Below are 22,422 nucleotides of genomic sequence, written 5' to 3'. Positions count from 1 at the left end.
ACCGTGGTTGCATATTTAGTGACCACTGTTTTCTTTTCCACCAGATCAAAGAATGAGGGAAACGAGGCATGAAGAGACAAAAACGAGATCGCCTGGAACGGGCACATCAACGTGGATATCAGGCCGGGATAACCGGAAGATCGAAAGAAATGTGTCCCTACCAGACCCTGAATCAAAGGTCCTACTGGCTAGGAGGCTGGCGAGAAGCCATGGAGGACAGGGTACAAACTGCCTGACTGTCTCTTTAAAAAAGAAGCCTCCGCAAGCGGGGGCTTCGCCTTTTTTAAGCGTTACTGCTTATCAGAACGCAGAAGTATCCTGGAACAGGCCCACTTTCAGATCGGCCGCGGTGTAGATCAGACGATCGTCAACCAGCACTTCACCATCCGCCAGGCCCATAATCAGACGACGGTTAACAACGCGTTTAAAGTGAATACGATAGGTCACTTTCTTCGCAGTCGGCAGCACCTGGCCGGTGAATTTAACTTCACCCACGCCCAGCGCGCGGCCTTTGCCTTCGCCGCCGAGCCAGCCCAGATAGAAGCCAACGAGCTGCCACATTGCGTCCAGGCCCAGACAGCCCGGCATGACCGGATCGCCGATAAAGTGGCAACCGAAGAACCACAGGTCCGGGTTGATATCGAGCTCAGCTTCGACATAGCCTTTATCGTAGTTACCACCGGTTTCGGTCATTTTGATGACGCGGTCCATCATCAGCATACTCGGTGCGGGCAGCTGCGGGCCTTTTGCGCCAAACAGTTCACCACGGCCAGAGGCAAGAAGGTCTTCTTTCGTATAGGATTCGCGTTTATCTACCATGTTTTAAGTAAGCCTTATTTTGAGTTCGGGACGCAGGATAGCTAACACGTGTAAGCTGAACAAGTCCGATCAGTTAGAACCTGAACCACCTAACCAGCGTAGCGGCCACGGAAAACGATGACGACTCTCTTGCTGCGTCGCCTGCGCAATCCGCTCCTGAATGGTTTGCCGTAAAGTTTGCCCTTCGCCATCCCACAACAGCTGGGTCAGCATGGGCAGCGCTTCCGTAACGTCTTCCACCGCCCAGATGGAAAACTTCTCTTCAGCGACGGCCTGCTGTAGCTCTGGCGCCAGGCTCAGATGGCGAACATTCGCCGCAGGAATAATGACCCCCTGTTTGCCGGTCAGCTCGCGCTGCTGGCAAATGGTGAAGAAGCCTTCAATTTTTTCGTTAAGCCCGCCTACCGGCTGCACGCGGCCGAACTGGTCGACCGAACCGGTGACGGCGATACTTTGATTAATGGGCACGCCGGCCAGCGCGCTGATTAAGGCGCACAGTTCGGCCATGGAGGCGCTATCGCCGTCCACTTCGCTGTAGGATTGCTCAAAGGTCAGCGATGCGGAGAAGGGGAGCTGCTGCTCGAGTTCCAGTTCGGACATCAGGAACGCCTGCATAATCATCATGCCTTTGGCGTGGATATTACCGCCCAGCTCGGCCTTGCGTTCCACGTCAATGAACTCGCCGTCGCCGATATGTACGACGCAGCTGATACGCGATGGCTCACCAAAGGCCCGCGGATGTCCGGGGAATTCGATGACCGACAGCGCGTTGATTTGCCCGATGCATTCGCCTTCGGTCTCAATCAAAATCTGTTCTTGCAGGATTTCGTCCTGGATCCGCTCGGCCAGATAGCCTTCGCGCCATTCGCGACGCGCCAGCATGGTCTGCATCTCCTCAGCGGAGATAAGATCGCCTTCGCAGAAAGCGGCGGCTTCGCGCAGCTGACGGGCAATCCAAAGAGGACACAGCGGCAGCGTTTCCCGATCGCCGGTATAGCGTGCGCCTTCCTGAATCAGCGGCGGCCAGGCATCGGCGTCCGGCCCGGGCAGCTCAAGCTGCTGCGCGTTTTGCCACACCCACTGACACCACTGTTTCAGGGTGTCGCCATCCGCGATTTGCAGATTATCTTCATACTCGCTGTAAATCGCCTGCGCCGAGAGCTCGGGTTCCATATCCTGAAAATCAGCCAGTGAATCGCGTTCACCGACCAGAATTATCTTCAGATTGAGCGGCATCGATGGAATGCTGACCGGCAGCGGGCGAGACTCATCGATGGAGAGCCAGTCAAAGCGCTGGCGTGTAACGATGTTCTTCAGGCGCATCCACAGCAGCGGCTGGGCTAACAACGCGCGCAGGGCGATAATCAGCACGCCGCCGTTGCTACGATGCACCAGGCCCGGCTGCAGGGATATTTCACCGTTAAACTGGCGCACGCAGCCAAAAAGCTGCTCTGCTTCTATCCAGTCGGCTGATTCAACCGGCGCGGTGCTGGCAAAATTATCATCGGCGCTTTTTGCCGGCGAAAGGGTGACGTTTCCGCCGTTAACCTGGTAGCGTACGCCGTAAAGAGGCGCCGCTGGCTGGTATAAGCTGCGGGTTTCGGCGGCTAACCACTGCAGGTATTCCGGCTCTTCAGGGGCCTTAACCAGCATGAACGGCGAAATGGTCGGAGTCACCAGAAGCTGCTCCAACGCATAGAATAGACGGGGCTGCAGTTCGCCTGACAGAGAAGCCTCTGGCTGGGCTAAATCAGCTTGTGCAAACAGCGCCTGATAACTTTCCGTATCAGGAGCAAGGTCGTTTCGGGTAAGTTTCGTAATGGTCAAAGTCGCTGTTTTTTAGTGAGATGTAAAACGCGCGATTATACCTGATGCCGCGTCCGAGCACACGGAGGATCGTGTTTGCATTAACGATAACGACGCAACGTATATCACGAATGATGATTTATTCTCAGCACATCGGAAAAAAACTGATATCCTGAAGTGAGTTACACGGTCACATTGAGATCGCAATGAAATATCAACAACTGGAAAATCTTGAAAGCGGCTGGAAATGGAAATATCTGGTTAAAAAGCACCGGGAAGGTGAGCTGATTACCCGCTATATTGAAGCCAGCGCAGCGCAAGCCGCGGTCGATGTCTTACTGACGCTCGAAAATGAACCGGTTCTGGTGAACGCCTGGATTGAGCAGCATATTAATCCGGAGCTAATGAACCGGATGAAGCAGACTATCCGCGCGCGCCGCAAGCGTCATTTTAACGCCGAGCATCAGCATACGCGTAAAAAGTCTATCGATCTGGAGTTTGTGGTCTGGCAGCGTCTCGCGGGTCTGGCGCAGCGACGGGGGAAAACGCTGTCGGAAACTATCGTGCAGCTGATTGAGGACGCTGAGCATAAAGAGAAGTATGCCAGCAAGATGTCCAGTCTGAAGCGCGACCTGCAGGTATTGCTAGGTAAAGAGTAGCCCGCAACGCAGGGCTGATAGCGCTGTGCACGAGCGCTTTGCGCGTTGACGGCAAAGTTGAGATAAAAAAAACCCCGCATTCGCGGGGTTTTTTATCGGTAGTAAAACTTAAGCCTGCGGCTGAGTTACTACGTCTTTGTAACCTTTAACTTCGATCTCTACGCGACGATCCGGAGCCAGGCAATCGATCAGTGCAGCGCGAGCTTTCACGTTGTCACAGGTGTTGCCAGTAACTGGGTTAGATTCGCCCATACCGCGAGCGGAGATTTTACCAGCCGGGATACCTTTAGAAACCAGGTAGTCAACAACGGACTGAGCACGTTTCTCAGACAGCTGCTGGTTGTAAGCGTCAGAACCGATGCGGTCAGTGTAGCCCAGAACAACTGCGGAACCGTCTTTCGGATCCATGTTGCTCAGCTGGGTGTACAGCTGATCCAGAGCCTGCTGGCCTTCCGGTTTCAGGGTAGATTTGTTGAAGTTGAACAGTACGTCAGACTTCAGAGTGAAGTGCTTGGTAGTCACTTCCGGAGCCGGAGCCGGAGCCGGAGCTACAACCGGAGCTTCTTCCTGACCGAAGCGGTAGGAAACGCCTACGCTCAGCATGCCGTTATCAGGACGTGTACCAACGGTACCTGCATCACCGATGTTGTTAACCCACTGGTATTCCAGACGGGTAGCGATGTCGCGAGTCATTGCCCACTCGATACCACCAGCAAATACCGGAGATACGCCAGTGTCGTGTTCGCTGCGGGAAGTACCGGTAGAACCGTAATTACCTTTCGAATCTGCACGCCAGACCATACCACCCAGACGGGTGTAGATGTCCAGATCGTCAGTGATCGGGTAACCCAGTTTAGCGGTCAGCTGAACGCCCTGAGCTTTGAAAGCGCCGTTATCAACGCTGCCTTTATAGGCCATACGTCCCAGCCAGTCGTAACCCATTTCGAAACCGAGGTACGGGTTAACCTGATAGCCACCGAACGCACCAGCACCCAGCTGATCGTTACGGGTCGGGCCGTTGTTGCCTTTGAAACCGTTACCGTAGAAACCGGTATCGTGATACTGGGACCAGCCCAGTTTACCACCTGCATACCAGGTGTTATCTTTCGGTGCGGCCTGCGCTACGGTAGCGAAGCCAGCCAGTGCCACTGCAATCGCGATAGCTGTCTTTTTCATTTTCTGCGCCTCATTATCATCCAAAATTCGCCATGAAGGTACAAAAGACCTCACGGTTAGATCCTTCACCCGGGGCGTGACTTGTTGTTAACTATGCTGATACATGCAGCGTAAGCCGATCACCCCTGGCGATGTAAAGTCTACAACTTAGTTCGAAACTTACAAGTGTGAACTCCGTCAGGCATATGAAAAAAAAGGGTTGTATACACAATATTTAACAAATATGGTGGGTTTTCGTTCGCCAACGAAACCTGCGAGACCGCATCAGACAGGCATCCGCACCAAAACGACCCTTATAAAAGTACGCCTGTGGACTGCGCAAAAAAAATTCCAGGATTAATCCTAATTTAGCTTAATGATACAAATTAGAGTGAATTTTTAGCCCGCTCAGTTGTCTCCCATGCTGGCTTGTATTTCCTACAGGCCTCATGATAAACCCCATCGCATGACCTTCTTCCGCGGCGCTGACCAGCCGTTCATGTTCTTCGGCAGTCAGCTCATCTGCCAGCCAGCCGATTACTACGCTATAGTTACCCGTGCGCAGGGCGCGTATCATTGATTCTACCGTGTTGTACGGGGAGAGCTGGTTTATCTGCATGACTTTCGACAGCGGCAGGCCGGAGGATTGCACCCACTCGCGGCTCAACTTCTGCTTTGGCGTGAGCCAGAGCTGCCAGCGGGATTGCTGGCCCAGCTGCTGTAATAAAGGAAGCAGCAGCAGCTGGGTCATCATTGGCTGATCTTCCCGGTAGACAATCTCGCTAATCAGCCCGCTAGCCGATTGTTCGACGGCGTCATGGGAGTGGCGACGTACTGAAGCAGAAGTCAGTGATGAACGATTTGCGTAAGCTGAAGTAAGCATTGTCTAATCCCGCCCGTGGTTACTGTATGCATATACAGTATATCCAGCCAGTGAAAAGATCAACCTCATTTATCGTGCTGTCGTGCGAAATTTGTTCGACATTGTTGGCATCATCGGCCGCGCTCGCGACGAACGGCTTTCACCGTGGTGAAGCTGCGGCCTAAATTTTTGCGCAATAAATGTCAAACCGCGCGATCCTGGCCGCACATTTGCCCTCAGCCCCGGGCTTAGCGCTGCTCTCCCTGGGCACCAACTATTTGTGCAACTATTAATTAATGCCCCGTTTATATTTTATTTTGAATACATTCACTTTCGCGCAGACGTAATTTCTTGAAAGCACCTCGCAAAATGGTGAGTTAATTGCGTGGAACGTTAAAATCATCTTGCTGTAATAAAGGAACTCACTTATTTTCTGAACTAACGGATCCGTTAACTAAATAACTCCGTATTCGCATGATTAACCAAGGAATAATCATGAAAAAAATATCATCCCTACGTTTTCATAAATTTCAGAAGTGCTTGTCACCATTGGGAAAAATAATCTGTCGTCCTTTGTTTGGTGGCTATAGCCTGGCAATAGACGATACCGTATTTGCGATGGTTGCCGAGGGGGAAATCTATCTTAAGATTTGCGAGCAGGGTGCCGCATATTGCGTGGCCCACGCAAATCCACTTTTAAAAATGCGCAAAAACGGGCGGCCAATTTTTCTTAAATATTATCAGATAAACGAAACGCTTTGGGGTGACAGCAAAATGCTTTTCAAACTATCATCGCTTTCATTGCAGGCCGCGCAAAATGAAAAGCACCAGCAGCGTTATTCCGGCAGATTGAAAGATCTGCCAAATATTAGTTTTCATATGGAGCTACTGTTAATTAACTCGGGCGTAATAGATCAGCAGGCGCTGCGTCTTATTGGCGCACAGCGTGCGTGGCTTAAGCTGCGGGAGTCGAATAAGGCGCTGACGCTGAATATTCTCTATTCGCTGGAAGGGGCAATTACCGGCGTTCACGCCGCTGCGCTCCCGACGGCGCGGCGTCGGGAACTGCAGGAGTGGGCTCTCAACCAGCGGTAGGCCTGGCCGCGATTTACTCGGGCTGAACTACCACCTGCTGCTGCAGGCGGCAGATTTCCGGTAATAGCGCTAACAGCAGACTGATTTGCTGGAGCACCAGCGGCTCTTTGCTATCGGCGCGAGGTTCAAGGTGTTGGATCCGGGTCTGCAGGCGGGTGAGCGCCTGCTGTACCCGCTGCTCGTCGGCCGGGGAATGATGGAGTGCATCGTCCACGTAGCAGACTGCGTCATCCAGCAGCGCCAGCGTTTCAGGCGTAGTGAGCTTCTCCCGGTGCGCCCCCAGCGCTGAAATGTAGCTGGTGAAGGTATGATTCAGGCAGAGCAGGCGGAAGGCCGTTTCGCGAATATCGGCATTTGCCCGTGGCTCAGTGGATAAATTTGATACCACTGAAGCCAGCTCACCGTCCCGGCTATGCGCATCCCGCCGTGCAACCCGATACGCCAGACGGTTATCGCGCCCCTGATGATACTGTTCAAGAATGGCGTCGAGGTATCGGCAGTTGGCGTTTATGGCCTGATCCAGAACCCGCGGCAGGTTACGGAACTTCCAGTCCGGCCAAATAAAGTTGACCGCGGCCCAGGCAATCGCACAGCCGATGAGGGTATCGAAGATGCGCGGCAGGGCAACCTCGAAGCCTTCACCCAGCAGGTTAAAGCACAGCAGCACCAGTAGGGTAATGAACATGGTGGCATGGGCATATTGTACATTGCGGAAGGCAAAGAACAGGACGCCGGTAAGGACGATCAGCAACAGCTGGCCTTCGACCGAGGGCACCAGCAGCAGTAGCGGTAGACCAATAGCCACCCCTATCAGGGTGCCAATAATCCTCAGGGCCAGGCGGTGACGGGTAGCGTTATAGTTTGGCTGACAAACAAACAGGCTGGTCAGCAGGATCCAGTAGCCGTGATTGAGCCCGGTTAGCTGGATAAACCCATAGCCTGCGCACAGTACCAGCGACATTCTCACCGCATGACGAAAGAGGGCCGATTCTGGTGACAGGTTGCGGCGTAAGCGAAGCCAGATATCGCTAAGGCCGCTAAGATGCTCCTCCGCGAGCAAATTCTCCGTCGTTCCGTGAGCGGGTGCGGCAGCCTGAGCGGACTCGATGGTTGCCAGCTGGGCGTCAATCGCCCTCAGGTTATTCAGCAGAAAGCCCAGCGCTTTGACCTGCTCCAGCGGCTCTCCGCTGGCACGCACGCGGTCGAGGGCGGCATCAAGATGCATAAACGCGCGCTCGAAATGCGCATCGTGCTGGTACGGTTCACGCAGCAAAATAGCGCGGGATAATTTCTGACACGCCTGGGCCTGCATCGACAGCATGCGCTGAAAGCGGAACATGATATCGCTGTAGCGAAAACGGTCGCGTAGCGTTTGATACTGAATATGCGATGAGCTGGCGCGTTCGTGGATATCCTGAGCCACGAAGTAATACTGCAGCGTCCGTCGGGTGCCTCGCTGCCCGCGGTCGCCGCGCAGGCGGGTGAGCAGGGACGTTTTTGTCTGGTTGAGCGTTGTAACCAGCTGGCCATTGGCGATGGCCAGATCGTAGAGTGGCGCCTGGCTTTCGTCTTCGATATCCGGGTCAAACATGCGGGACTTGAGATCCAGATAGCGCGCCAGCAGCTCATAGCTGCGCGCAAGGTTGTCCTGAAGCGGACGAATCGGGAAAATAATGTGTCCGGCCAGGGTCAGCAGGTTGTACCAAACGGCGCCGGTCAGCAAAAATAGCGGCTGTAGATACCAGCGATCGTAGAGCGTAACCCCCAGCATGGTGTAGATCGCGATCAGCAGCGCGCCGAAGGCGATCGTGGCGTAACGCTGCCCCAAACCGCCCAGTAAAATAAATCCGGTGGTCGAGAGGGTTAAACCGATTGCAAACAGCCACGGCCAGGGAAAAAGGAGCTCCACCGAAGCCGAGGCGATAAAAAAGCACACCAGGGTGATGGCCAGATTGCGCAACCGTCCGGTCAGGCGATCGTCGAGATCGGTTAACGCGGCGGCAACCACCCCCAGCGTTAACGGAATAGTCAGTTTTACTTCGCCAAGCCACCATGGAACGGCGGTTGTGCCGCAAAGTGCGACGAAAATCCTGGCGTTATAGAGCCAGGCGCTGTTCCATGTATAACGGCGTAGCAGAGGGCTAAGCATGTCAGTATTCCGTCCGATTACTGGAAACGGCGGCGCGCGTTAGCTTCACGCGCGGCGCGGGCTGTTTCTACGGAAACAACCCGACGTCCCACGGGCCACAGAGCAATGGCGGCGATTTTAAAGTTGGCGATACCAACCGGGATACCGATAATGGTCAGACACTGGGCGATGCCGCTAAAGATATGCATCAGGCACAGCCACCAGCCGAAGAAAATAAACCATAAAATATTCAGCACGGTACCGCCTGCATTCAGCAGGCTGTTTTTGCTCTGCGGCTCGAGTTCATCGACGTGAATGGCTTCATTGCCATAGGGTAGAAAGGAGAGGCGGGTAATTTCCCAGCATGAGCGGGTCAGCGGCAGCGTGAAGATCAGAATGATGCTGACCAGCGTCGCCAGCAGCCAGCCCAGCGTAGTGGCGAAACCGCCGAGGATAAAGTTCAAAATATTCAGAATGGTACGCATAAACCCTCCGTTCACTCCTGTGGATAATAAGACCCGGCCATTGTAACGTTTTTTACGCTGGAGCACCCGGTCACTGGCGGTTAAACTTAAAAACATCCAACCTGATTGAAATTCGGCATGATATGGAACTTAAAGCGACAACATTGGGCAAACGCATGGCGCAGCATCCCTATGACAGGGTGCAGCTGCTTAACGCCGGGGTGAAAGTTTCCGGCGATAGCCACGAGTATCTTATACCTTTCAATCAGTTATTGTCAGTTCATTGTCGGCGCGGGCTGGTCTGGGGCGAGCTGGAGTTCGTGCTCCCGGACGGTAAGGTTGTGCGTTTGCATGGTACCGAATGGAATGAAACCCAGCGTTTCTTTCATCATCTGGATGCGCTATGGCAGCAGTGGAGCGCGGAAATGAGCGCCATTGCCGCCGACGTACTGAGCCAACAGCTGGCAGAGATCGCCCGCTCCAGCGCAGAAGGCAAGTGGTTGACCCGTCAGCAGGTCAGCGAAGTGCAGGGTAAAATTCGCCGGGCGCTCACCGGGCTGCCGATACCGACCAGCCGGCTTGACGCTTTCGACAACTGTCGCGAGCCGTGGCGCCAATGTCAGCGCTGGCTGGGCGACACCGAGGTGGCCAGAGTGGCCCATAATCAGGCTTTCACTGCGTCGATGCTGGAGCAGTATGGCGCATTTTTTGCGGGCGTCGAGTCGTCGCCGCTTAACCCGGCGCAGGCGCGAGCGGTGGTTAACGGGGAGCATTCTCTGCTGGTTCTCGCCGGCGCCGGCAGCGGCAAGACCTCGGTGCTGGTTGCCCGTGCCGGATGGCTGCTGACAAGGGGGGAGGCGGCGGCTGAGCAGATCCTGCTGCTGGCGTTTGGTCGTCAGGCGGCGCAGGAGATGGACGAGCGCATTCGCGAGCGGCTGGGCTCGGATGATATTTCGGCGCGGACGTTTCATTCCCTGGCTCTGCATATTATTCAGCAGGGCAGTAAAAAGGTACCGTCTATTAGCCAGCTCGAGAGCGAAAGCCAGGCGCGTCAGGCGCTGCTGCTGAAAAACTGGCAGCAGCAGTGTCAGGAGAAAAAGGCGCATGCCAAGGGGTGGCGACAGTGGCTGGAAGACGAGATGGGCTGGCAGGTGCCGGAAAGCGATTTCTGGCAGGACAAAAAAATACAGCGGCGAATGGCGAGCCGCCTCGATCGCTGGGTCAGCCTGATGCGTATGCACGGTGGCTCACAGGCGGAGATGATCGCCGGCGCGCCGGAGGAGATACGCGAGCTTTTTGCTAAGCGCGTAAAATTGATGGCACCGCTGCTGAAGGCGTGGAAAACGGCGCTGAAAGAGGAGAATGCGGTTGATTTCTCCGGCCTGATCCATCAGGCCATCAATATTCTTGATAAGGGTCGTTTTGTCAGCCCGTGGAAGCATATTCTGGTTGATGAATTTCAGGATATTTCACCGCAGCGGGCCTCGCTGCTGGCCGCGCTGCGCCGGCAGAATACCCAGACCACGCTATTTGCGGTCGGCGACGACTGGCAGGCAATCTATCGCTTCAGCGGCGCCCAGCTTTCGCTGACTACCGCGTTCAACCACTATTTTGGCGAAGGGGATTGCTGCGCGCTGGATACCACATATCGCTTTAATGGCCGCATTGGTGAAGTGGCGAACGGCTTTATTCAACAAAATCCGCACCAGCTGAGCAAACCGCTCAATAGCCTGACCGTCGGGGATAAAAAAGCCGTCACGCTGCTGGCGGACGATAAGCTCGATGATTTGCTCGATAAGCTGAGCGGCTATGTGAAAGCGGATCAGCGGATCCTGCTGTTGGCGCGCTACCATCATCTGAAACCCGCCGCGCTGGAGAAGGCCGCTACGCGATGGCCGCATCTGCAGCTCGATTTTATGACGATTCACGCCAGCAAGGGGCAGCAGGCGGATTTCGTGATTGTCCTTGGGCTTCAGGACGGCGATGATGCGTTCCCGGCTCCGGCACGGGAGTCGATCATGGAAGAGGCGCTGCTGCCGCAGCCGGAGGATTTTCCCGATGCGGAAGAGCGGCGCCTGCTGTACGTCGCCATCACGCGTGCACGTCTTCGCGTCTGGCTGCTGTTCAACAAAGAGCGGCCGTCGGCGTTTGTGGAGATGCTGGAAGCGCTGGATGTGCCGGTCGCGAGAAAACCGTAACGGCTGGCGGCCTGGCCGCCAGCAGCAGAGTCTACTTAAGACGTTCCGCCAGGTAACGCTGATAATCCGGGATCAGAATATCAAGAGGCTCGCCAAAGTTTGGCGACAGGATAATAAAGTCGGCGGTTGAGGCGTTGGTTGCAACGGGAATGTTCCATACCGTCGCCAGGCGCAGCAGCGCTTTAACGTCCGGGTCGTGAGGCACGGCGTTTAGCGGATCCCAGAAGAAAATCAGCACATCAATTTTCCCTTCCGCAATTAGCGCGCCGACCTGCTGGTCGCCGCCCATCGGACCGCTGAGCATCGCGTTAACCGCAAGCCCGGTTGCCCGGGAGATGAGGTTGCCGGTAGTTCCCGTTGCGTAGAGTTCGTGTTGCGCCAGCAGCGTCTGGTGGCGAGCAACCCACTTCATCAGCATATCTTTACAGTGATCGTGAGCAACCAGGGCGATATGTTTGCGCGCGGGCAGCGTACGTGTCGTCAGTTCCATAATTTTATTCCACATTTTAGTTTGCAGACAGATTACTGGAAGTGACTGCTGCTGCAAGCCTCAGGGTGAAAAATTTTGACGTATCCGTTAGTCGGAGCGGATGGCCGGTTAGTCTGGTTTAGCTTACACTTGGGCTAAATAGCGGGAGGATAAAATGAAAGAGAACGATATCGCAGGCATTCTGACCTCAACACGGACTATTGCGCTGGTGGGAGCCAGCGATAAACCGGACCGCCCAAGCTATCGGGTGATGAAGTATCTGCTGGAGCAGGGGTATCACGTCATCCCGGTTTCGCCGAAGGTGGCGGGTAAAACGCTGCTGGGGCAGCAGGGCTACGCAACGCTGGCAGATGTGGCGGAAAAAGTGGATATGGTCGACGTTTTTCGCAACTCCGACGCGGCGCTGGGCGTCGCTCAGGAAGCTATTGCCATCGGCGCCAGGACGCTGTGGCTGCAGCTGGGGGTGATTAACGAGCAGGCGGCCGTCCTGGCACGAGAGGCTGGGCTAAACGTGGTGATGGATCGCTGCCCGGCGATTGAAATCCCGAGGTTAGGGCTGGCGAAGTAAATAAAAAACCCCGCAGCGGCGGGGTTTTTCTACTAGTTGCGTAGTCGAGGCGCCTGCAGCTGCTGGCGAATGGTCCGTGCCAGCTCGTCCATTGAGGGCTGCTCAGGATGCTCATCGCTGGGCTCGCTGCTGAGCTGCGCTTCGGCAAGATAGGTATGAACGGGCTGACCATCCTCATCTTCCATCACCACATGATACCAGGGCAACGCCCGCAGCTCGTCATTGGCCGCAATTTCGTCCTCCGCCGGCTCTGCAAGCGAATATTCTGGATCGATATCAACGACCACGCCGAGGAAGCCTAACAGAGTATGGCGAACCTGCTGGCCGATACCGAATTTGCTGGCAATCATAGGCACCTCCTGGGAAACGTTATTACCTGCTATATGCGGGCGACGTTCCACTTTTCAAGTTACATGATGCGGCAGGCAAACCCTTTCAGATACAGACCTTCCGGGTAGGTTGCGATCACGGGATGGTCGGCAGCCTGGCGGAACTGTTCTATAAATTGTACATCACGTCCGGCGTCAATTGCGGCATCGGCGATGATTTTCTGAAATAAATCGGTAGTCATCAGACCCGAGCAGGAGAAGGTCAGCAGGACTCCGCCGGGATTGAGCAGCTGGATAGCCAGCATGTTGATATCTTTATAGCCGCGGCAGGCGCCCATCAGCTGGCTTTTGTTCTCAACGAATTTCGGCGGATCCATCACGATCACGTCAAACTTTTCATTTTGGTCACGATATTTACGCAGCAGCTTAAAGACGTCGTCGCGGACAAATTCAGCTTTGGAGAGATCGAGCTGGTTCAGTTCGATATTCTGCTTCGCTACGTCGAGTGCCTCCTGGGAGGTATCGACGCTGATCGCCTGGCTGCAGCCGCCCATCAGGGCGGAAACGGCAAAGCCGCCGGTATAGGAGAAGCAGTTGAGGACGCGTTTGCCGGCAACGTAGCGGCGGGTCGCCAGGCGGCTATCGCGCTGATCGAGATAGAAGCCGGTTTTGTGGCCGCCCTGAATATCCACCAGCAGCTTCATTCCATGCTCGGTAATGGGCAGCAGCGCAGGCGGCATTTCGCCGGTAACCAGGCCCTGTGCCAGATCCAGACCCTCTTTTTTACGTACCGCGACATCGCTGCGATCGTAAATGGAGCTGGTCGGAAACAGCGTCTGCAGCGCGCTAACGATGGAGGCACGCTGGTATTCGGCGCCGGCGCTGAGCAACTGCAGAACGAAAAAATTACCGAAGCGGTCAATCGTTACGCCCGGCAGCCCGTCGGACTCGCCGGCAATCAGACGATAGCTGTCGAGACCATCGCGGTCCGCCAGCCATTCGCGCCAGGTTTGCGCCTGCTGCAGACGGCGTTCGAAAAAGGCAATATCGATCTCCTCGTTGCGGTCAAAGCTCCAGACGCGCGCGCGGATTTGCGATGACGGAGAGAACGCGCCGCGGGCAAGCCATTTCCCCTGCGAATCAACGATATCGATAGTTTCGCCGGAACGGGCTTTACCTTCCATACGGGCGACGGCACCGGAGAAAATCCAGGGATGGCGACGCAGCAGGGATTTCTCGCGTCCTTTGGTCAACACTAAGCGGGGGAAAATGGAATCTGTCATGGGGCTACCTTTAGCAACGGGAATGTCGGCACCGAAAAAATGGCGCGTAGGTTAGCACATGTGGCCGCGGCAAGCACCATGCCCGCTACGCGAGCAGGTGAGCGTTTCGGCACAAAACACAGGCACTTTGGCACAATAAAAATCACCCGCGGATCTTACAGTGTTTTCCTCAACCCAACGGAGGAAAATACAATGAAAACAGGATTTGGCTTAGCAACGGCCTTGATGTTAGCGATGAGCGGCAGCGCGGCGGCGGCGCAGTTTCAGCTGACCAGCGGCGATATGCGCGATGAAGGAAGCCTCGCTCAGGCTCATTGGTTCAGCGGTTTTGGCTGCAGCGGCGGCAACGTCTCGCCGCAGCTGGCCTGGAAAAATGCGCCGCCGGGAACCCGTAGTTTTGCCGTCACCGCCTACGACCCGGATGCGCCAACCGGCAGCGGCTGGTGGCACTGGACGGTGGTGAATATCAGCAGCAGCGTGACGAGTTTAGCCGCTGGCGCCGGGGATAAAAACGGCGCTAAACTGCCGGACGGAGCGGTTCAGGGACGTAATGATTTTGGCTATGCCGGATTTGGCGGTGCCTGTCCGCCCGTCGGGGATAGGCCTCATCGCTACCGTTTTACCGTGTGGGCGCTTGATACGCCGACATTACCCATTGATGCGCAGGCCAGCGGCGCGCTGGTTGGATTTATGTTGCATAGCCACGCTATCGCCAGCGCGCAGCTGACGGCAAGGGCGGGGCGCTAACCCCATAAAGATGGATGGCCTGATGCAGAATATTAACTTTCGCCATAACGCCTTAAGCGCGGCGGAAATCACCTCCCGGCGGCTGTATAAACTGCATCGCGTGACGCTATTTGCCCCCGCTCTGTGCCGGGTCAATCGCGGCAGCAAAATTATCGTTCAGGGCGTCAGCCAGATGTTGGCCACGCCGCAGCAGACTGGTTATTCTGCCGGCCGATCTTGAGCTTGAGGTGATTAATCAGCCGGATAACGGGCTGTTTTGCTCCGATCTGCTCTCCCTGACGCCAGAACTACTGGCGGATTTTAAAGCACGCTATATGAGCGAGCCGCAGCCCGGGCGACTCACCTCCCTGTGCGCGCCGGTAACGCCGGATCTGCTGTTTATGTGGCAAAACGTCCTGCAGGCGGTGCGCGGCGGGCTGTCGGCGGAGCTGCAGTATCACCAGGCGATGGGGCTGCTGCTGGCGCTGCATCAGGCGGGCTACGCCGGGCCATTGCTTAATGAGAGGCAGCAGAATCTGAGCGGCCAGGTGCGGCAAATTATTATGCTGTCGCCGGCGCAGGCGTGGAGCGTCCCGCGTGTGGCGAAGATGCTGTTTCTTGGCGAATCGACGCTGCGTCGTCGCCTGCAGCAGGAAGATCAAAGTTTTCGCCAGATTGTTGAGGAGGTGCGTATGGCCTATGCCCTCGGCCAGCTACAATCGACCTCATTACCGATAGGTGAGATCGCGCTGAACAGCGGCTATCAGTCCGGTTCGCGCTTCACGGCGCGCTTTCGCCAGCACTATGGCCTGCTGCCGAAGCACGTACGCTAGCCGGAGTTTGCTATTCTCAGCGTAGGGTATTGACATCAAAGGAGAGCAATTATGGCGACACTCTGCACGATGGCGTGGGTATATGGTTCAGTTCAGGGGGTTGGCTTTCGCTACACGACGCAGCGGGAGGCGCTACGCTTAGGGCTGACGGGCTACGCGCGCAATCTTGACGACGGCAGCGTAGAGGTTCTGGCCTGCGGTGAGGCGGAGCAGGTGGCGGCGCTGGTGAACTGGCTGAAGGAGGGCGGGCCTCGCAGCGCGCGGGTCGACCGGGTGCATACGGAGCCTCATCAGCCCACCAGAGAGTGGCAAAAATTCGCCATTCTGTACTAGATGCATTTCACCGGTTTGGGCAGCCCGGCAATTTTCGTTGCCTGTTTGGCGGGGCCTTTGGGGAACAGGCGGTAGAGATAGCGGCTGTTGCCTTTCTCCTCGCCGAACTTATTCGCCATCGCCTTCACTAACATCCGAATAGCCGGCGAGGTGTTGAACTCCAGATAAAAGTCGCGAACAAAACGCACAACCTCCCAGTGTTCCGCCGACAGGACAATACCTTCCTGCCCGGCAATGGCCGTTGCCAGGGCTTCACTCCAGAGGGTGGTATCTTTCAGATAGCCTTCGCTATCGGTCTCAATTTCATTGCCTTCAAAGATCAACATAATTCTTCACACACCGCTAAAACTGGCGGCAGTTTAGCAAAAAAAAAGGCCCCGCATAAGCAGGGCCCGAGAAGAACGCGAGAGAGATTAGTCTTTGCTGGCGAAGCCCAGAATGCTCAGCAGGCTGACAAAGATGTTGTACAGCGACACGTACAGGCTCACGGTTGCGCGGATATAGTTGGTTTCGCCGCCGCGGATGATGTTGCTGGTTTCAAACAGGATGGCGCCGGATGAAATCAGAATAAACACCGCGCTGATTGCCAGATGCAGAGCCGGCAGCTGCAGGAAGATATTCGCAACCATACCGATCAGCACCACCACGATGCCCGCCATCAGCATGCCGCCAAGGAAAGACATATCTTTGCGGGTCGTGAGCACGTACGCCGAGCAGCAGAAGAACACCAGCGCGGTACCGCCCAGCGCCAGGCCGATCAAATCGCCCATGCCCGCTGACAGATAGGCGTTAAGCATCGGCCCAAGGATATAGCCCAGAAAGCCGGTAAAGGCGAAGGCCGCGAGGATACCCGAGGGCTTATCGGCCAGTTTATAGGTCAGGAACATCAGCCCGTACATGCCGACCAGGGTCAGAATCAGCCCGGGAGAAGGCAGCATCAGGACGGTGCTTGCGGTTGCCGTGATGGCAGAAAATGCCAGCGTCAGGCTGAGCAGGAAATAGGTATTCCGTAGAACTTTGTGCGTGCTGAGCAGCGATGAACGGTCACGCGACGACGTAATTATACGATCCATGAGTCACTCTCTTATGACAGATGTTATTAATAACGCAGCATAAAAAAACCACGCCGGAAGCCATAGTGCTTTTACCCATCTTTACTTAGACCTCAACGCTAGTGTCCAGCATATTGTTCTGATAAATAACCAAATTGCAGTGTGTTTGTGTGTTTAGCGTCGGAAACCAGATCGAAATCTGATAGGTTACTGAAAAATATTGCTTTATAGCCATTCTGTGACTAAGTGTGGATAGGGTACAAACGACGCGTCATAAAGGCAAGGGATATGAAATTACAAAAATATAACGACATCACGCAGGCATTAATGATGGTGGGTTTACTCGCCGCAGCGGCACCGACTCTCGCTGCACAGGTTCCGGCCGGGACCGTGCTGGCAGAGAAGCAGGAGCTGGTCAGAAATAACGGCAGCGAGCCTTCATCGCTGGATCCGCATAAAGTCGAAAGCGACGTTGAATTCAACATCATCAGCGATCTCTTCGAAGGGCTGGTCAGCGTCTCTCCCGGGGGCGAGATTCAGCCTCGTCTGGCGGAGAAATGGGAAAATAAAAATAACACCGTATGGACGTTTCATCTGCGTCCGGGCATCACGTGGTCTGACGGGACCGCGATTACCGCGCAGGATATTGTCTGGAGCTGGCAGCGGCTGGTCTCCCCGACTACGGCATCACCCTATGCCAGCTATCCGGGGAATATGCATATTGTGAATGCTCAGGATATCGCGCAGGGTAAAAAAACGCCCGATACGCTGGGCGTGAAGGCTATCGATGACGCTACGCTGGAAGTCACCTTAAGCCAGCCTAACGCGGCGTTCTTACCGATGCTGGCGCACCCGTCTCTGGTACCGCTTGATAAAGTGCTGGTTAGTCGCTTCGGCGAGAAGTGGACCAAACCCGAGCATATGGTGACCAGCGGCGCCTATAAATTGTCCCAATGGGTGGTGAACGAGCGTATTGTGGCCGAGCGCAATCCGCGCTATTGGGATAATGCCGATACCGTCATCAATAAAGTGACCTATTTGCCCATTAGCTCCGAGGCGGCAGATGTTAATCGCTATAAAGCGGGGGAAATCGATATCGTTTATACGGTGCCGATTAACCAGTTTGCTCAGTTGAAAAAAACCATGGGCGAGCAGCTGGACGTCTCGCCGCAGCTGGCGACCTACTATTATGAGTTCAATACCACGAAGCCGCCGTTTAACGACCCGCGGGTTCGACTGGCGCTGAATATGGCGCTGGACAAAGACATCATCGCCGAGAAGGTATTGGGACAGGGTCAGCGTCCGGCATGGCTAATTAGCCAGCCTGATATTGGCGGCGTAAAGCTGCAGAACCCTGACTATGCCAGCTGGCCGCGCGACAAGCGTATTGCCGAGGCGAAAAAGCTGCTGAGCGAAGCCGGTTATAATGACGGCCACCCGCTGGTGTTCAATTTGCTCTACAACACTTCCGAATCGCATCAGCGCGTGGCGATTGCCGCCAGCTCGATGTGGAAGAAAAACCTCGGCGTTGAGGCGAAGCTGCAAAACCAGGAGTGGAAAACGATGCTCGACACCATGCATACGCATAACTTTGATGCTGTGCGCTATGCGTGGATTGCCGATTATGATGATGCCGCTACCTTCCTCAATAACTTCCGTACCGGCGATAGTGAAAACACCAGCCAGTACAGCAATCCTGCGTACGATGAAGCGTTGCGTAATGCGGCTAAAGCGCCGGACGTGGCCACCCGCGGCAAGTTTTATCAGCAGGCGGAAGATCTGTTGGGCAAAGATGTCCCGGCCGTCCCGGTTTATCACTATGTCCGCACACATCTGGTGAAGCCGTGGGTCGGCGGATTTACGCCGGATAAGCTGGGGTATTACTTCACCAGGGACATGTACATCAAAAAACATTAAGGCAAAGAGGGCGCCTGACGCTGAAATTCTGCGCAAACCGCCTGATTTTCAGACGAATAACACATTTTTGTTTATTTTTAAGGCAGTTGAACAAAATCGTGCTTTACAGCCTGAACAGAGGTGTTTATAGTGCGCCCCATACCGGAAGCGTGGCCGAGCGGTTGAAGGCACCGGTCTTGAAAACCGGCGACCCGAAAGGGTTCTAGAGTTCGAATCTCTACGCTTCCGCCAAATAAAAGAAGGGGTTACCGAAAGGTAACCCCTTCTTGCTTTGGGATCCTGGTATAGTGTTGGTATATTCGCCTGGTATATTTTCCGCCTTGACACTCCCGATCGCTCGTCTTTCTGCAGCGGTGGAACGTTGAGAGTCGGAGAGATTTTCACCTTCCTGTCATAGGTTGCCACCTGCAGTTCGGTCTTGTGTCCACTGAATATCTGCTTATCTTTACTGCTCCCTTCAAAGTCTGAAATCGCCTTTGCCTTGATGTCGTGAAAGGTGCCGGGGATCTTTCGTCCCAATTTTAGCCCCGCTTCCCGCTTTGCATCATTCCACCAGGTATTAAACGTTTTCCGGTTAAGCTGTGTGCGCATGCTGATAAATTGCCAGATAGTTCTTATCGGGAATGTATACAACCCTGTCAGCGAACGTAAGTTTACGGATGCCTTTACATGGATTTCCTTTCACATATCCCCGCTCAAATTCCCAACCATACACTTACTATCGGTAAGTCATGGGGTTTTATCGGTAGTTTTTTTTGAAATTTTTTGAAATATATATAACAATTTAATTCATTAATTATCCATTAATTGCGCTATGAGTGGAGATATATTTCTAGTTTAAATGGTCGTGTTTGAACTTACATCAGTCAGCGTTCTTTGTTTTCACGTCAGGGATAAAGATTTCTATGCATGAATTTACTGTGAAGTGTCCAGGTTGCCAGTTTGAAATTATTTCATCAAGTGGCATTGACATCAAAGATATTGAGCGTGTTGAGGGGCGGGCCTGTACTAATTGTGGTCTAGTTATTTGTAAGGCAGATCTTATTCAACAGGCGAGAAATTATTCTGAAATTATTCTAAAAGATATGCTCGGGAAGGCGCTTTATTAATTGAATGTGCTACGATAAATTTGACCGGATTTATCAATATTGATCTTTCTTTATAATTCAACAGGATGTTAGAAATATCCTTTGTTGAGGTTAAGGAAGTTGGATTCTTTTTATTGTACCTAATAGTGTTGTGAACCATCTTTTGAGCCACAGTGGTTGGTCTGATCCTTGACCGGTAGCCTATATTTCGTTGCCATGAACAAGTTTTCGTGGATTATTTATCATCCCTCTGAGAACAGTACGTGATGAAAGAAATGTTTTCCGAACTACCGGGACTCGTTGGTTTAAATAGTTAATATTGACCATTGGCGCAACTGCCATTAATTCCGGAATAAGGCGATAGGCTGTCCAGATTCAACACCGATTGTGCTACCGAAAAGTCAGAGTACGTCAGTTCAGAAGCGACTCTTCGGTCGGTGAAATTTCTTTCGTTCAGCGTGAGCTGAATTATTTTCCGTAGTCCGAGATCCCCTTTCGATTTTTCCCTGAGTGGAAACATCGCTATAAACCGATGAACCCGAGGATACCTGTCGTGGATACGGTATTGCAGAGCACTGAGGGCAGAGACATGGGTGTGTAAAGCTGGAAGCGTATATAGATTTCATCCCTGGCCCCTGCATGATGCAGCGATGGCGTCAATGATGATATCACCACGGTGACTTTTGTTGTGAGCCTAGTGTAACTCTTTGCTTTTTAATTAATTAAAGCGTGATGGTTCACTAGTTCAAAGAATAAGGTAATGTACCTGATGCTGTGTGATAACCATCCTGTACCTTCATAACCTTCGATACGGATTATGAGTGTTTCATTTTTGTTTGTTTTTGTTTTTTTGATTGTTACACGATATGAATCACTTTTTAAACAGTCCCGCTCACCTATTCTTTATCCAGCAACGGGAGGTCAAACATGTTTATGGACGAGAGGAGGAGTCATGTCCTTAGTTTTCTGTATAAACATACTAGCGCTACGGTAAAATATCTTGCTCAGCATTTTAATGTCACCAAAGAAACAATACGCAGCGACCTGAGAATCCTGGCTCAGCAGGGATATATCCAGCGCTGTCATGGCGGAGCCATGATTATACGTAAAAGTCTACAATCAAAGCTCATTGCTGAAACGGACAATGATTTTGAAGTTCTGTTGAAGCATATCGGACAGGGAAAATATGAGAAAGGTTCAGTGGATAATATGAAAAATAAGGTCTGCATTCTTGGTTCATTTAACGTGGATATTGTGGCGAAAGTTGCGCGATTCCCTAAGGGGGGAGAATCCCTGATGGCATTGGGCAGCTCTCTTGGCCCCGGTGGAAAGGGGGCGAACCAGGCGCAGGCCGCAGAATTTGCGGCTCAAGGCCCCGCATCACTCGGTCAATTTATTTGATGCATTATGTTAAACAAACGATATTTATCCTCAGCAGCGAATGCGTAAAGTAGAGGTTAGTCTCGGCAGGCGCTGATTGACGGCATCGTGGTTAATGCCGGCCTGCGGATCATTTCCCTGCAAACCAGGATGAATACGTCATGAAAAAGATTGGATTTTTGTCATTTGGTCACTGGACGCCGTCGGCGCAGTCCGCAACCCGTTCGGCCGCTGACGCGCTGCTGCAATCCATCGATCTGGCCGTTGCCGCCGAAGAGCTGGGCGCGGACGGCGCCTACTTTCGGGTGCATCATTTTGCCCGCCAGCTCAGCTCGCCGTTTCCTCTGCTGGCCGCGATAGGCGCGAAAACCCGCAGCATTGAAATCGGCACCGGCGTTATCGATATGCGCTATGAAAACCCGCTGTATATGGCCGAGGACGCGGGGGCGGCGGATTTGATCTCCGGCGGTCGCCTGCAGCTTGGCATCAGCCGCGGCTCTCCGGAGCAGGTGATTGACGGCTGGCGTCATTTTGGCTACGTGCCCGCGGACGGAGAAAACGAGTCCGATATGGCGCGTCGCCATACCGAAGTGCTGCTGGACGTCCTGCGAGGCGAAGGTTTTGCCAAACCGAATCCGCAGCCCATGTTCCCCAACCCGCCGGGCCTGCTGCGCCCCGAGCCGTATGCCGAAGGGCTGCGCGAGCGCATCTGGTGGGGCGCGGGCTCCAACGCCACCGCGGTATGGGCGGCGAAGCTGGGCATGAATTTACAAAGCTCGACGCTGAAAGATGACGAGACCGGCGAGCCTTTCCATATTCAGCAGGCAAAACAGATTCGAGCCTACCGCGAGGCCTGGGCGCAGGCGGGGCATTCCCGTACGCCGCGCGTCTCGGTCAGCCGCAGCATTTTTGCCCTGATGGACGATCGCGATCGGATGTATTTCGGTTCCGGCCGCGATGACGGCGATACGATCGGCCTGATTGATGAGAAAACGCGCGCGATATTCGGCCGCAGCTATGCCGCAGAGCCGAACAGGCTTGTCGAGCTGCTGAAGAAAGATGAAGCGATTGCCGAAGCCGACACCTTATTGCTGACCGTGCCGAATCAGCTCGGCGTGGATTACAACGTGCACGTTATCGAGTCGATTCTCAAACACGTTGCGCCGGCGCTGGGCTGGCGTGATTAATTGGCTGTAAGGCAAAACGCTCCGCAGGCATTGCGCCATGCGGGGCGTTA

The 22,422-nt window shown here is 54.2% G+C and carries 21 protein-coding genes, 1 tRNA gene and 3 pseudogenes; 13 read left to right on the top strand and 12 right to left on the bottom strand.

Going from position 1 to position 22,422, the window contains the following annotated elements; all coding sequences use genetic code 11:
• The first annotated feature begins 68 nt into the window (after positions 1-68).
• Positions 69-236 (top strand): ribosome modulation factor, encoded by a 168-nt coding sequence (gene rmf / locus ABOC21_RS15755; RefSeq protein ID WP_004871568.1) that lies wholly within the window; start codon positions 69-71, stop codon positions 234-236.
• Between the two features lie 64 nt (positions 237-300).
• On the opposite strand, the gene fabA is transcribed toward rmf, so the two are convergent.
• Positions 301-819, bottom strand: coding sequence for a bifunctional 3-hydroxydecanoyl-ACP dehydratase/trans-2-decenoyl-ACP isomerase (gene fabA / locus ABOC21_RS15750; RefSeq protein WP_095095783.1), 519 nt, complete (start codon positions 817-819; stop codon positions 301-303).
• 69 nt (positions 820-888) lie between these two features.
• Entirely contained in the window at positions 889-2,646 is a 1,758-nt protein-coding gene (locus ABOC21_RS15745; RefSeq protein ID WP_426815216.1) for an AAA family ATPase, read from the bottom strand.
• A 185-nt stretch (positions 2,647-2,831) separates the two neighbouring features.
• Between ABOC21_RS15745 and matP the strand changes: the two genes are divergently transcribed.
• Positions 2,832-3,284, top strand: a complete 453-nt coding sequence (gene matP, locus ABOC21_RS15740; RefSeq protein ID WP_095095789.1) for a macrodomain Ter protein MatP — start codon at positions 2,832-2,834, stop codon at positions 3,282-3,284.
• A gap of 108 nt (positions 3,285-3,392) precedes the next feature.
• On the opposite strand, the gene ompA is transcribed toward matP, so the two are convergent.
• Together ompA and sulA are read right to left on the bottom strand one after the other, a co-directional pair.
• On the bottom strand, positions 3,393-4,460 hold the full coding sequence (ompA, locus tag ABOC21_RS15735) for a porin OmpA (RefSeq protein WP_426815215.1): 1,068 nt from the start codon (positions 4,458-4,460) through the stop codon (positions 3,393-3,395).
• 352 nt (positions 4,461-4,812) lie between these two features.
• Positions 4,813-5,322 (bottom strand): SOS-induced cell division inhibitor SulA, encoded by a 510-nt coding sequence (gene sulA / locus ABOC21_RS15730; protein ID WP_426815214.1) that lies wholly within the window; start codon positions 5,320-5,322, stop codon positions 4,813-4,815.
• 474 nt (positions 5,323-5,796) lie between these two features.
• On the opposite strand from sulA, the gene ABOC21_RS15725 reads away from it, so the two are divergent.
• Positions 5,797-6,396 carry a TfoX/Sxy family DNA transformation protein gene (locus ABOC21_RS15725; RefSeq protein WP_426815213.1) on the top strand — a complete coding sequence of 200 codons (600 nt, stop codon included), beginning with the start codon at positions 5,797-5,799 and terminating at the stop codon, positions 6,394-6,396.
• A gap of 13 nt (positions 6,397-6,409) precedes the next feature.
• Here the strand turns inward: ABOC21_RS15725 and yccS are convergent, their stop codons facing one another.
• Together yccS and ABOC21_RS15715 are read right to left on the bottom strand one after the other, a co-directional pair.
• A complete protein-coding gene (yccS, locus tag ABOC21_RS15720) occupies positions 6,410-8,545 on the bottom strand; it encodes a YccS family putative transporter (protein ID WP_426815212.1) in 2,136 nt (711 codons plus the stop codon).
• A 17-nt stretch (positions 8,546-8,562) separates the two neighbouring features.
• Positions 8,563-9,009 carry a YccF domain-containing protein gene (locus ABOC21_RS15715; RefSeq protein WP_426815211.1) on the bottom strand — a complete coding sequence of 149 codons (447 nt, stop codon included), beginning with the start codon at positions 9,007-9,009 and terminating at the stop codon, positions 8,563-8,565.
• Between the two features lie 122 nt (positions 9,010-9,131).
• On the opposite strand from ABOC21_RS15715, the gene helD reads away from it, so the two are divergent.
• Positions 9,132-11,186, top strand: coding sequence for a DNA helicase IV (gene helD / locus ABOC21_RS15710; protein ID WP_426815210.1), 2,055 nt, complete (start codon positions 9,132-9,134; stop codon positions 11,184-11,186).
• A 31-nt stretch (positions 11,187-11,217) separates the two neighbouring features.
• Here the strand turns inward: helD and mgsA are convergent, their stop codons facing one another.
• Complete coding sequence (mgsA, locus tag ABOC21_RS15705; RefSeq protein ID WP_426815209.1) at positions 11,218-11,676, bottom strand: methylglyoxal synthase; 459 nt, start codon at positions 11,674-11,676, stop codon at positions 11,218-11,220.
• Positions 11,677-11,830: 154 nt separating this feature from the next.
• Here mgsA and ABOC21_RS15700 point away from each other — a divergent pair, with 154 nt between their 5' ends.
• Positions 11,831-12,244 carry a CoA-binding protein gene (locus ABOC21_RS15700; RefSeq protein ID WP_426815208.1) on the top strand — a complete coding sequence of 138 codons (414 nt, stop codon included), beginning with the start codon at positions 11,831-11,833 and terminating at the stop codon, positions 12,242-12,244.
• Positions 12,245-12,276: 32 nt separating this feature from the next.
• Here ABOC21_RS15700 and hspQ read toward each other — a convergent pair whose 3' ends face one another.
• Both hspQ and rlmI read right to left on the bottom strand, forming a co-directional pair.
• Complete coding sequence (gene hspQ / locus ABOC21_RS15695; RefSeq protein WP_041144837.1) at positions 12,277-12,594, bottom strand: heat shock protein HspQ; 318 nt, start codon at positions 12,592-12,594, stop codon at positions 12,277-12,279.
• Positions 12,595-12,653: 59 nt separating this feature from the next.
• On the bottom strand, positions 12,654-13,829 hold the full coding sequence (gene rlmI / locus ABOC21_RS15690; RefSeq protein WP_426815509.1) for a 23S rRNA (cytosine(1962)-C(5))-methyltransferase RlmI: 1,176 nt from the start codon (positions 13,827-13,829) through the stop codon (positions 12,654-12,656).
• A 219-nt stretch (positions 13,830-14,048) separates the two neighbouring features.
• On the opposite strand from rlmI, the gene ABOC21_RS15685 reads away from it, so the two are divergent.
• From ABOC21_RS15685 to yccX, 3 genes and pseudogenes are all read left to right on the top strand, one after another.
• Positions 14,049-14,603 carry a YbhB/YbcL family Raf kinase inhibitor-like protein gene (locus ABOC21_RS15685; RefSeq protein WP_426815207.1) on the top strand — a complete coding sequence of 185 codons (555 nt, stop codon included), beginning with the start codon at positions 14,049-14,051 and terminating at the stop codon, positions 14,601-14,603.
• Positions 14,604-14,625: 22 nt separating this feature from the next.
• A pseudogene (locus tag ABOC21_RS15680) lies at positions 14,626-15,415 on the top strand (helix-turn-helix transcriptional regulator).
• A gap of 51 nt (positions 15,416-15,466) precedes the next feature.
• Positions 15,467-15,748, top strand: a complete 282-nt coding sequence (gene yccX / locus ABOC21_RS15675; RefSeq protein ID WP_426815206.1) for an acylphosphatase — start codon at positions 15,467-15,469, stop codon at positions 15,746-15,748.
• Here yccX and tusE read toward each other — a convergent pair.
• Positions 15,745-16,074 (bottom strand): sulfurtransferase TusE, encoded by a 330-nt coding sequence (gene tusE / locus ABOC21_RS15670; protein ID WP_426815205.1) that lies wholly within the window; start codon positions 16,072-16,074, stop codon positions 15,745-15,747. The genes yccX and tusE overlap by 4 nt on opposite strands.
• A gap of 87 nt (positions 16,075-16,161) precedes the next feature.
• The gene (gene yccA / locus ABOC21_RS15665; RefSeq protein WP_426815204.1) at positions 16,162-16,821 is read right to left on the bottom strand and encodes an FtsH protease modulator YccA; all 660 of its coding nucleotides are present in this window, start codon (positions 16,819-16,821) and stop codon (positions 16,162-16,164) included.
• 267 nt (positions 16,822-17,088) lie between these two features.
• Here yccA and ABOC21_RS15660 point away from each other — a divergent pair, with 267 nt between their 5' ends.
• Positions 17,089-18,717, top strand: coding sequence for an ABC transporter substrate-binding protein (locus ABOC21_RS15660; RefSeq protein WP_426815203.1), 1,629 nt, complete (start codon positions 17,089-17,091; stop codon positions 18,715-18,717).
• A 143-nt stretch (positions 18,718-18,860) separates the two neighbouring features.
• A tRNA-Ser gene (locus ABOC21_RS15655) sits at positions 18,861-18,948 on the top strand.
• 123 nt (positions 18,949-19,071) lie between these two features.
• On the opposite strand, the pseudogene ABOC21_RS15650 reads toward ABOC21_RS15655, so the two are convergent.
• A pseudogene (locus tag ABOC21_RS15650) lies at positions 19,072-19,432 on the bottom strand (hypothetical protein); the annotation flags it as partial.
• Between the two features lie 190 nt (positions 19,433-19,622).
• Between ABOC21_RS15650 and ABOC21_RS15645 the strand changes: the two are divergent.
• From ABOC21_RS15645 to ABOC21_RS15635, 3 genes and pseudogenes are all read left to right on the top strand, one after another.
• The gene (locus ABOC21_RS15645) at positions 19,623-19,826 is read left to right on the top strand and encodes an ECs_2282 family putative zinc-binding protein (protein ID WP_426815202.1); all 204 of its coding nucleotides are present in this window, start codon (positions 19,623-19,625) and stop codon (positions 19,824-19,826) included.
• Positions 19,827-20,732: 906 nt separating this feature from the next.
• Positions 20,733-21,170, top strand: a pseudogene (locus ABOC21_RS15640) (DeoR family transcriptional regulator); the annotation flags it as partial.
• Between the two features lie 176 nt (positions 21,171-21,346).
• Positions 21,347-22,372, top strand: a complete 1,026-nt coding sequence (locus ABOC21_RS15635; RefSeq protein ID WP_426815201.1) for an LLM class flavin-dependent oxidoreductase — start codon at positions 21,347-21,349, stop codon at positions 22,370-22,372.
• Positions 22,373-22,422: the final 50 nt, after the last annotated feature.

It is taken from the genome of Klebsiella sp. WOUb02, assembly GCF_050058015.1.
GTDB lineage: Bacteria > Pseudomonadota > Gammaproteobacteria > Enterobacterales > Enterobacteriaceae > Klebsiella.
This window is presented reverse-complemented; position numbering and strand designations above follow the sequence as displayed.

Excerpts from the sequence above, each read along its gene's own strand:
- rmf (WP_004871568.1), top strand. The coding sequence starts at position 69 with ATGAAGAGACAAAAACGAGATCGCCTGGAACGGGCACATCAACGTGGA.
- fabA (WP_095095783.1), bottom strand. The coding sequence starts at position 819 with ATGGTAGATAAACGCGAATCCTATACGAAAGAAGACCTTCTTGCCTCT.
- matP (WP_095095789.1), top strand. The coding sequence starts at position 2,832 with ATGAAATATCAACAACTGGAAAATCTTGAAAGCGGCTGGAAATGGAAA.
- ompA (WP_426815215.1), bottom strand. The coding sequence starts at position 4,460 with ATGAAAAAGACAGCTATCGCGATTGCAGTGGCACTGGCTGGCTTCGCT.
- sulA (WP_426815214.1), bottom strand. The coding sequence starts at position 5,322 with ATGCTTACTTCAGCTTACGCAAATCGTTCATCACTGACTTCTGCTTCA.
- ABOC21_RS15725 (WP_426815213.1), top strand. The coding sequence starts at position 5,797 with ATGAAAAAAATATCATCCCTACGTTTTCATAAATTTCAGAAGTGCTTG.
- yccS (WP_426815212.1), bottom strand. The coding sequence starts at position 8,545 with ATGCTTAGCCCTCTGCTACGCCGTTATACATGGAACAGCGCCTGGCTC.
- ABOC21_RS15715 (WP_426815211.1), bottom strand. The coding sequence starts at position 9,009 with ATGCGTACCATTCTGAATATTTTGAACTTTATCCTCGGCGGTTTCGCC.
- helD (WP_426815210.1), top strand. The coding sequence starts at position 9,132 with ATGGAACTTAAAGCGACAACATTGGGCAAACGCATGGCGCAGCATCCC.
- mgsA (WP_426815209.1), bottom strand. The coding sequence starts at position 11,676 with ATGGAACTGACGACACGTACGCTGCCCGCGCGCAAACATATCGCCCTG.
- ABOC21_RS15700 (WP_426815208.1), top strand. The coding sequence starts at position 11,831 with ATGAAAGAGAACGATATCGCAGGCATTCTGACCTCAACACGGACTATT.
- hspQ (WP_041144837.1), bottom strand. The coding sequence starts at position 12,594 with ATGATTGCCAGCAAATTCGGTATCGGCCAGCAGGTTCGCCATACTCTG.
- ABOC21_RS15685 (WP_426815207.1), top strand. The coding sequence starts at position 14,049 with ATGAAAACAGGATTTGGCTTAGCAACGGCCTTGATGTTAGCGATGAGC.
- yccX (WP_426815206.1), top strand. The coding sequence starts at position 15,467 with ATGGCGACACTCTGCACGATGGCGTGGGTATATGGTTCAGTTCAGGGG.
- tusE (WP_426815205.1), bottom strand. The coding sequence starts at position 16,074 with ATGTTGATCTTTGAAGGCAATGAAATTGAGACCGATAGCGAAGGCTAT.
- yccA (WP_426815204.1), bottom strand. The coding sequence starts at position 16,821 with ATGGATCGTATAATTACGTCGTCGCGTGACCGTTCATCGCTGCTCAGC.
- ABOC21_RS15660 (WP_426815203.1), top strand. The coding sequence starts at position 17,089 with ATGAAATTACAAAAATATAACGACATCACGCAGGCATTAATGATGGTG.
- ABOC21_RS15645 (WP_426815202.1), top strand. The coding sequence starts at position 19,623 with ATGCATGAATTTACTGTGAAGTGTCCAGGTTGCCAGTTTGAAATTATT.
- ABOC21_RS15635 (WP_426815201.1), top strand. The coding sequence starts at position 21,347 with ATGAAAAAGATTGGATTTTTGTCATTTGGTCACTGGACGCCGTCGGCG.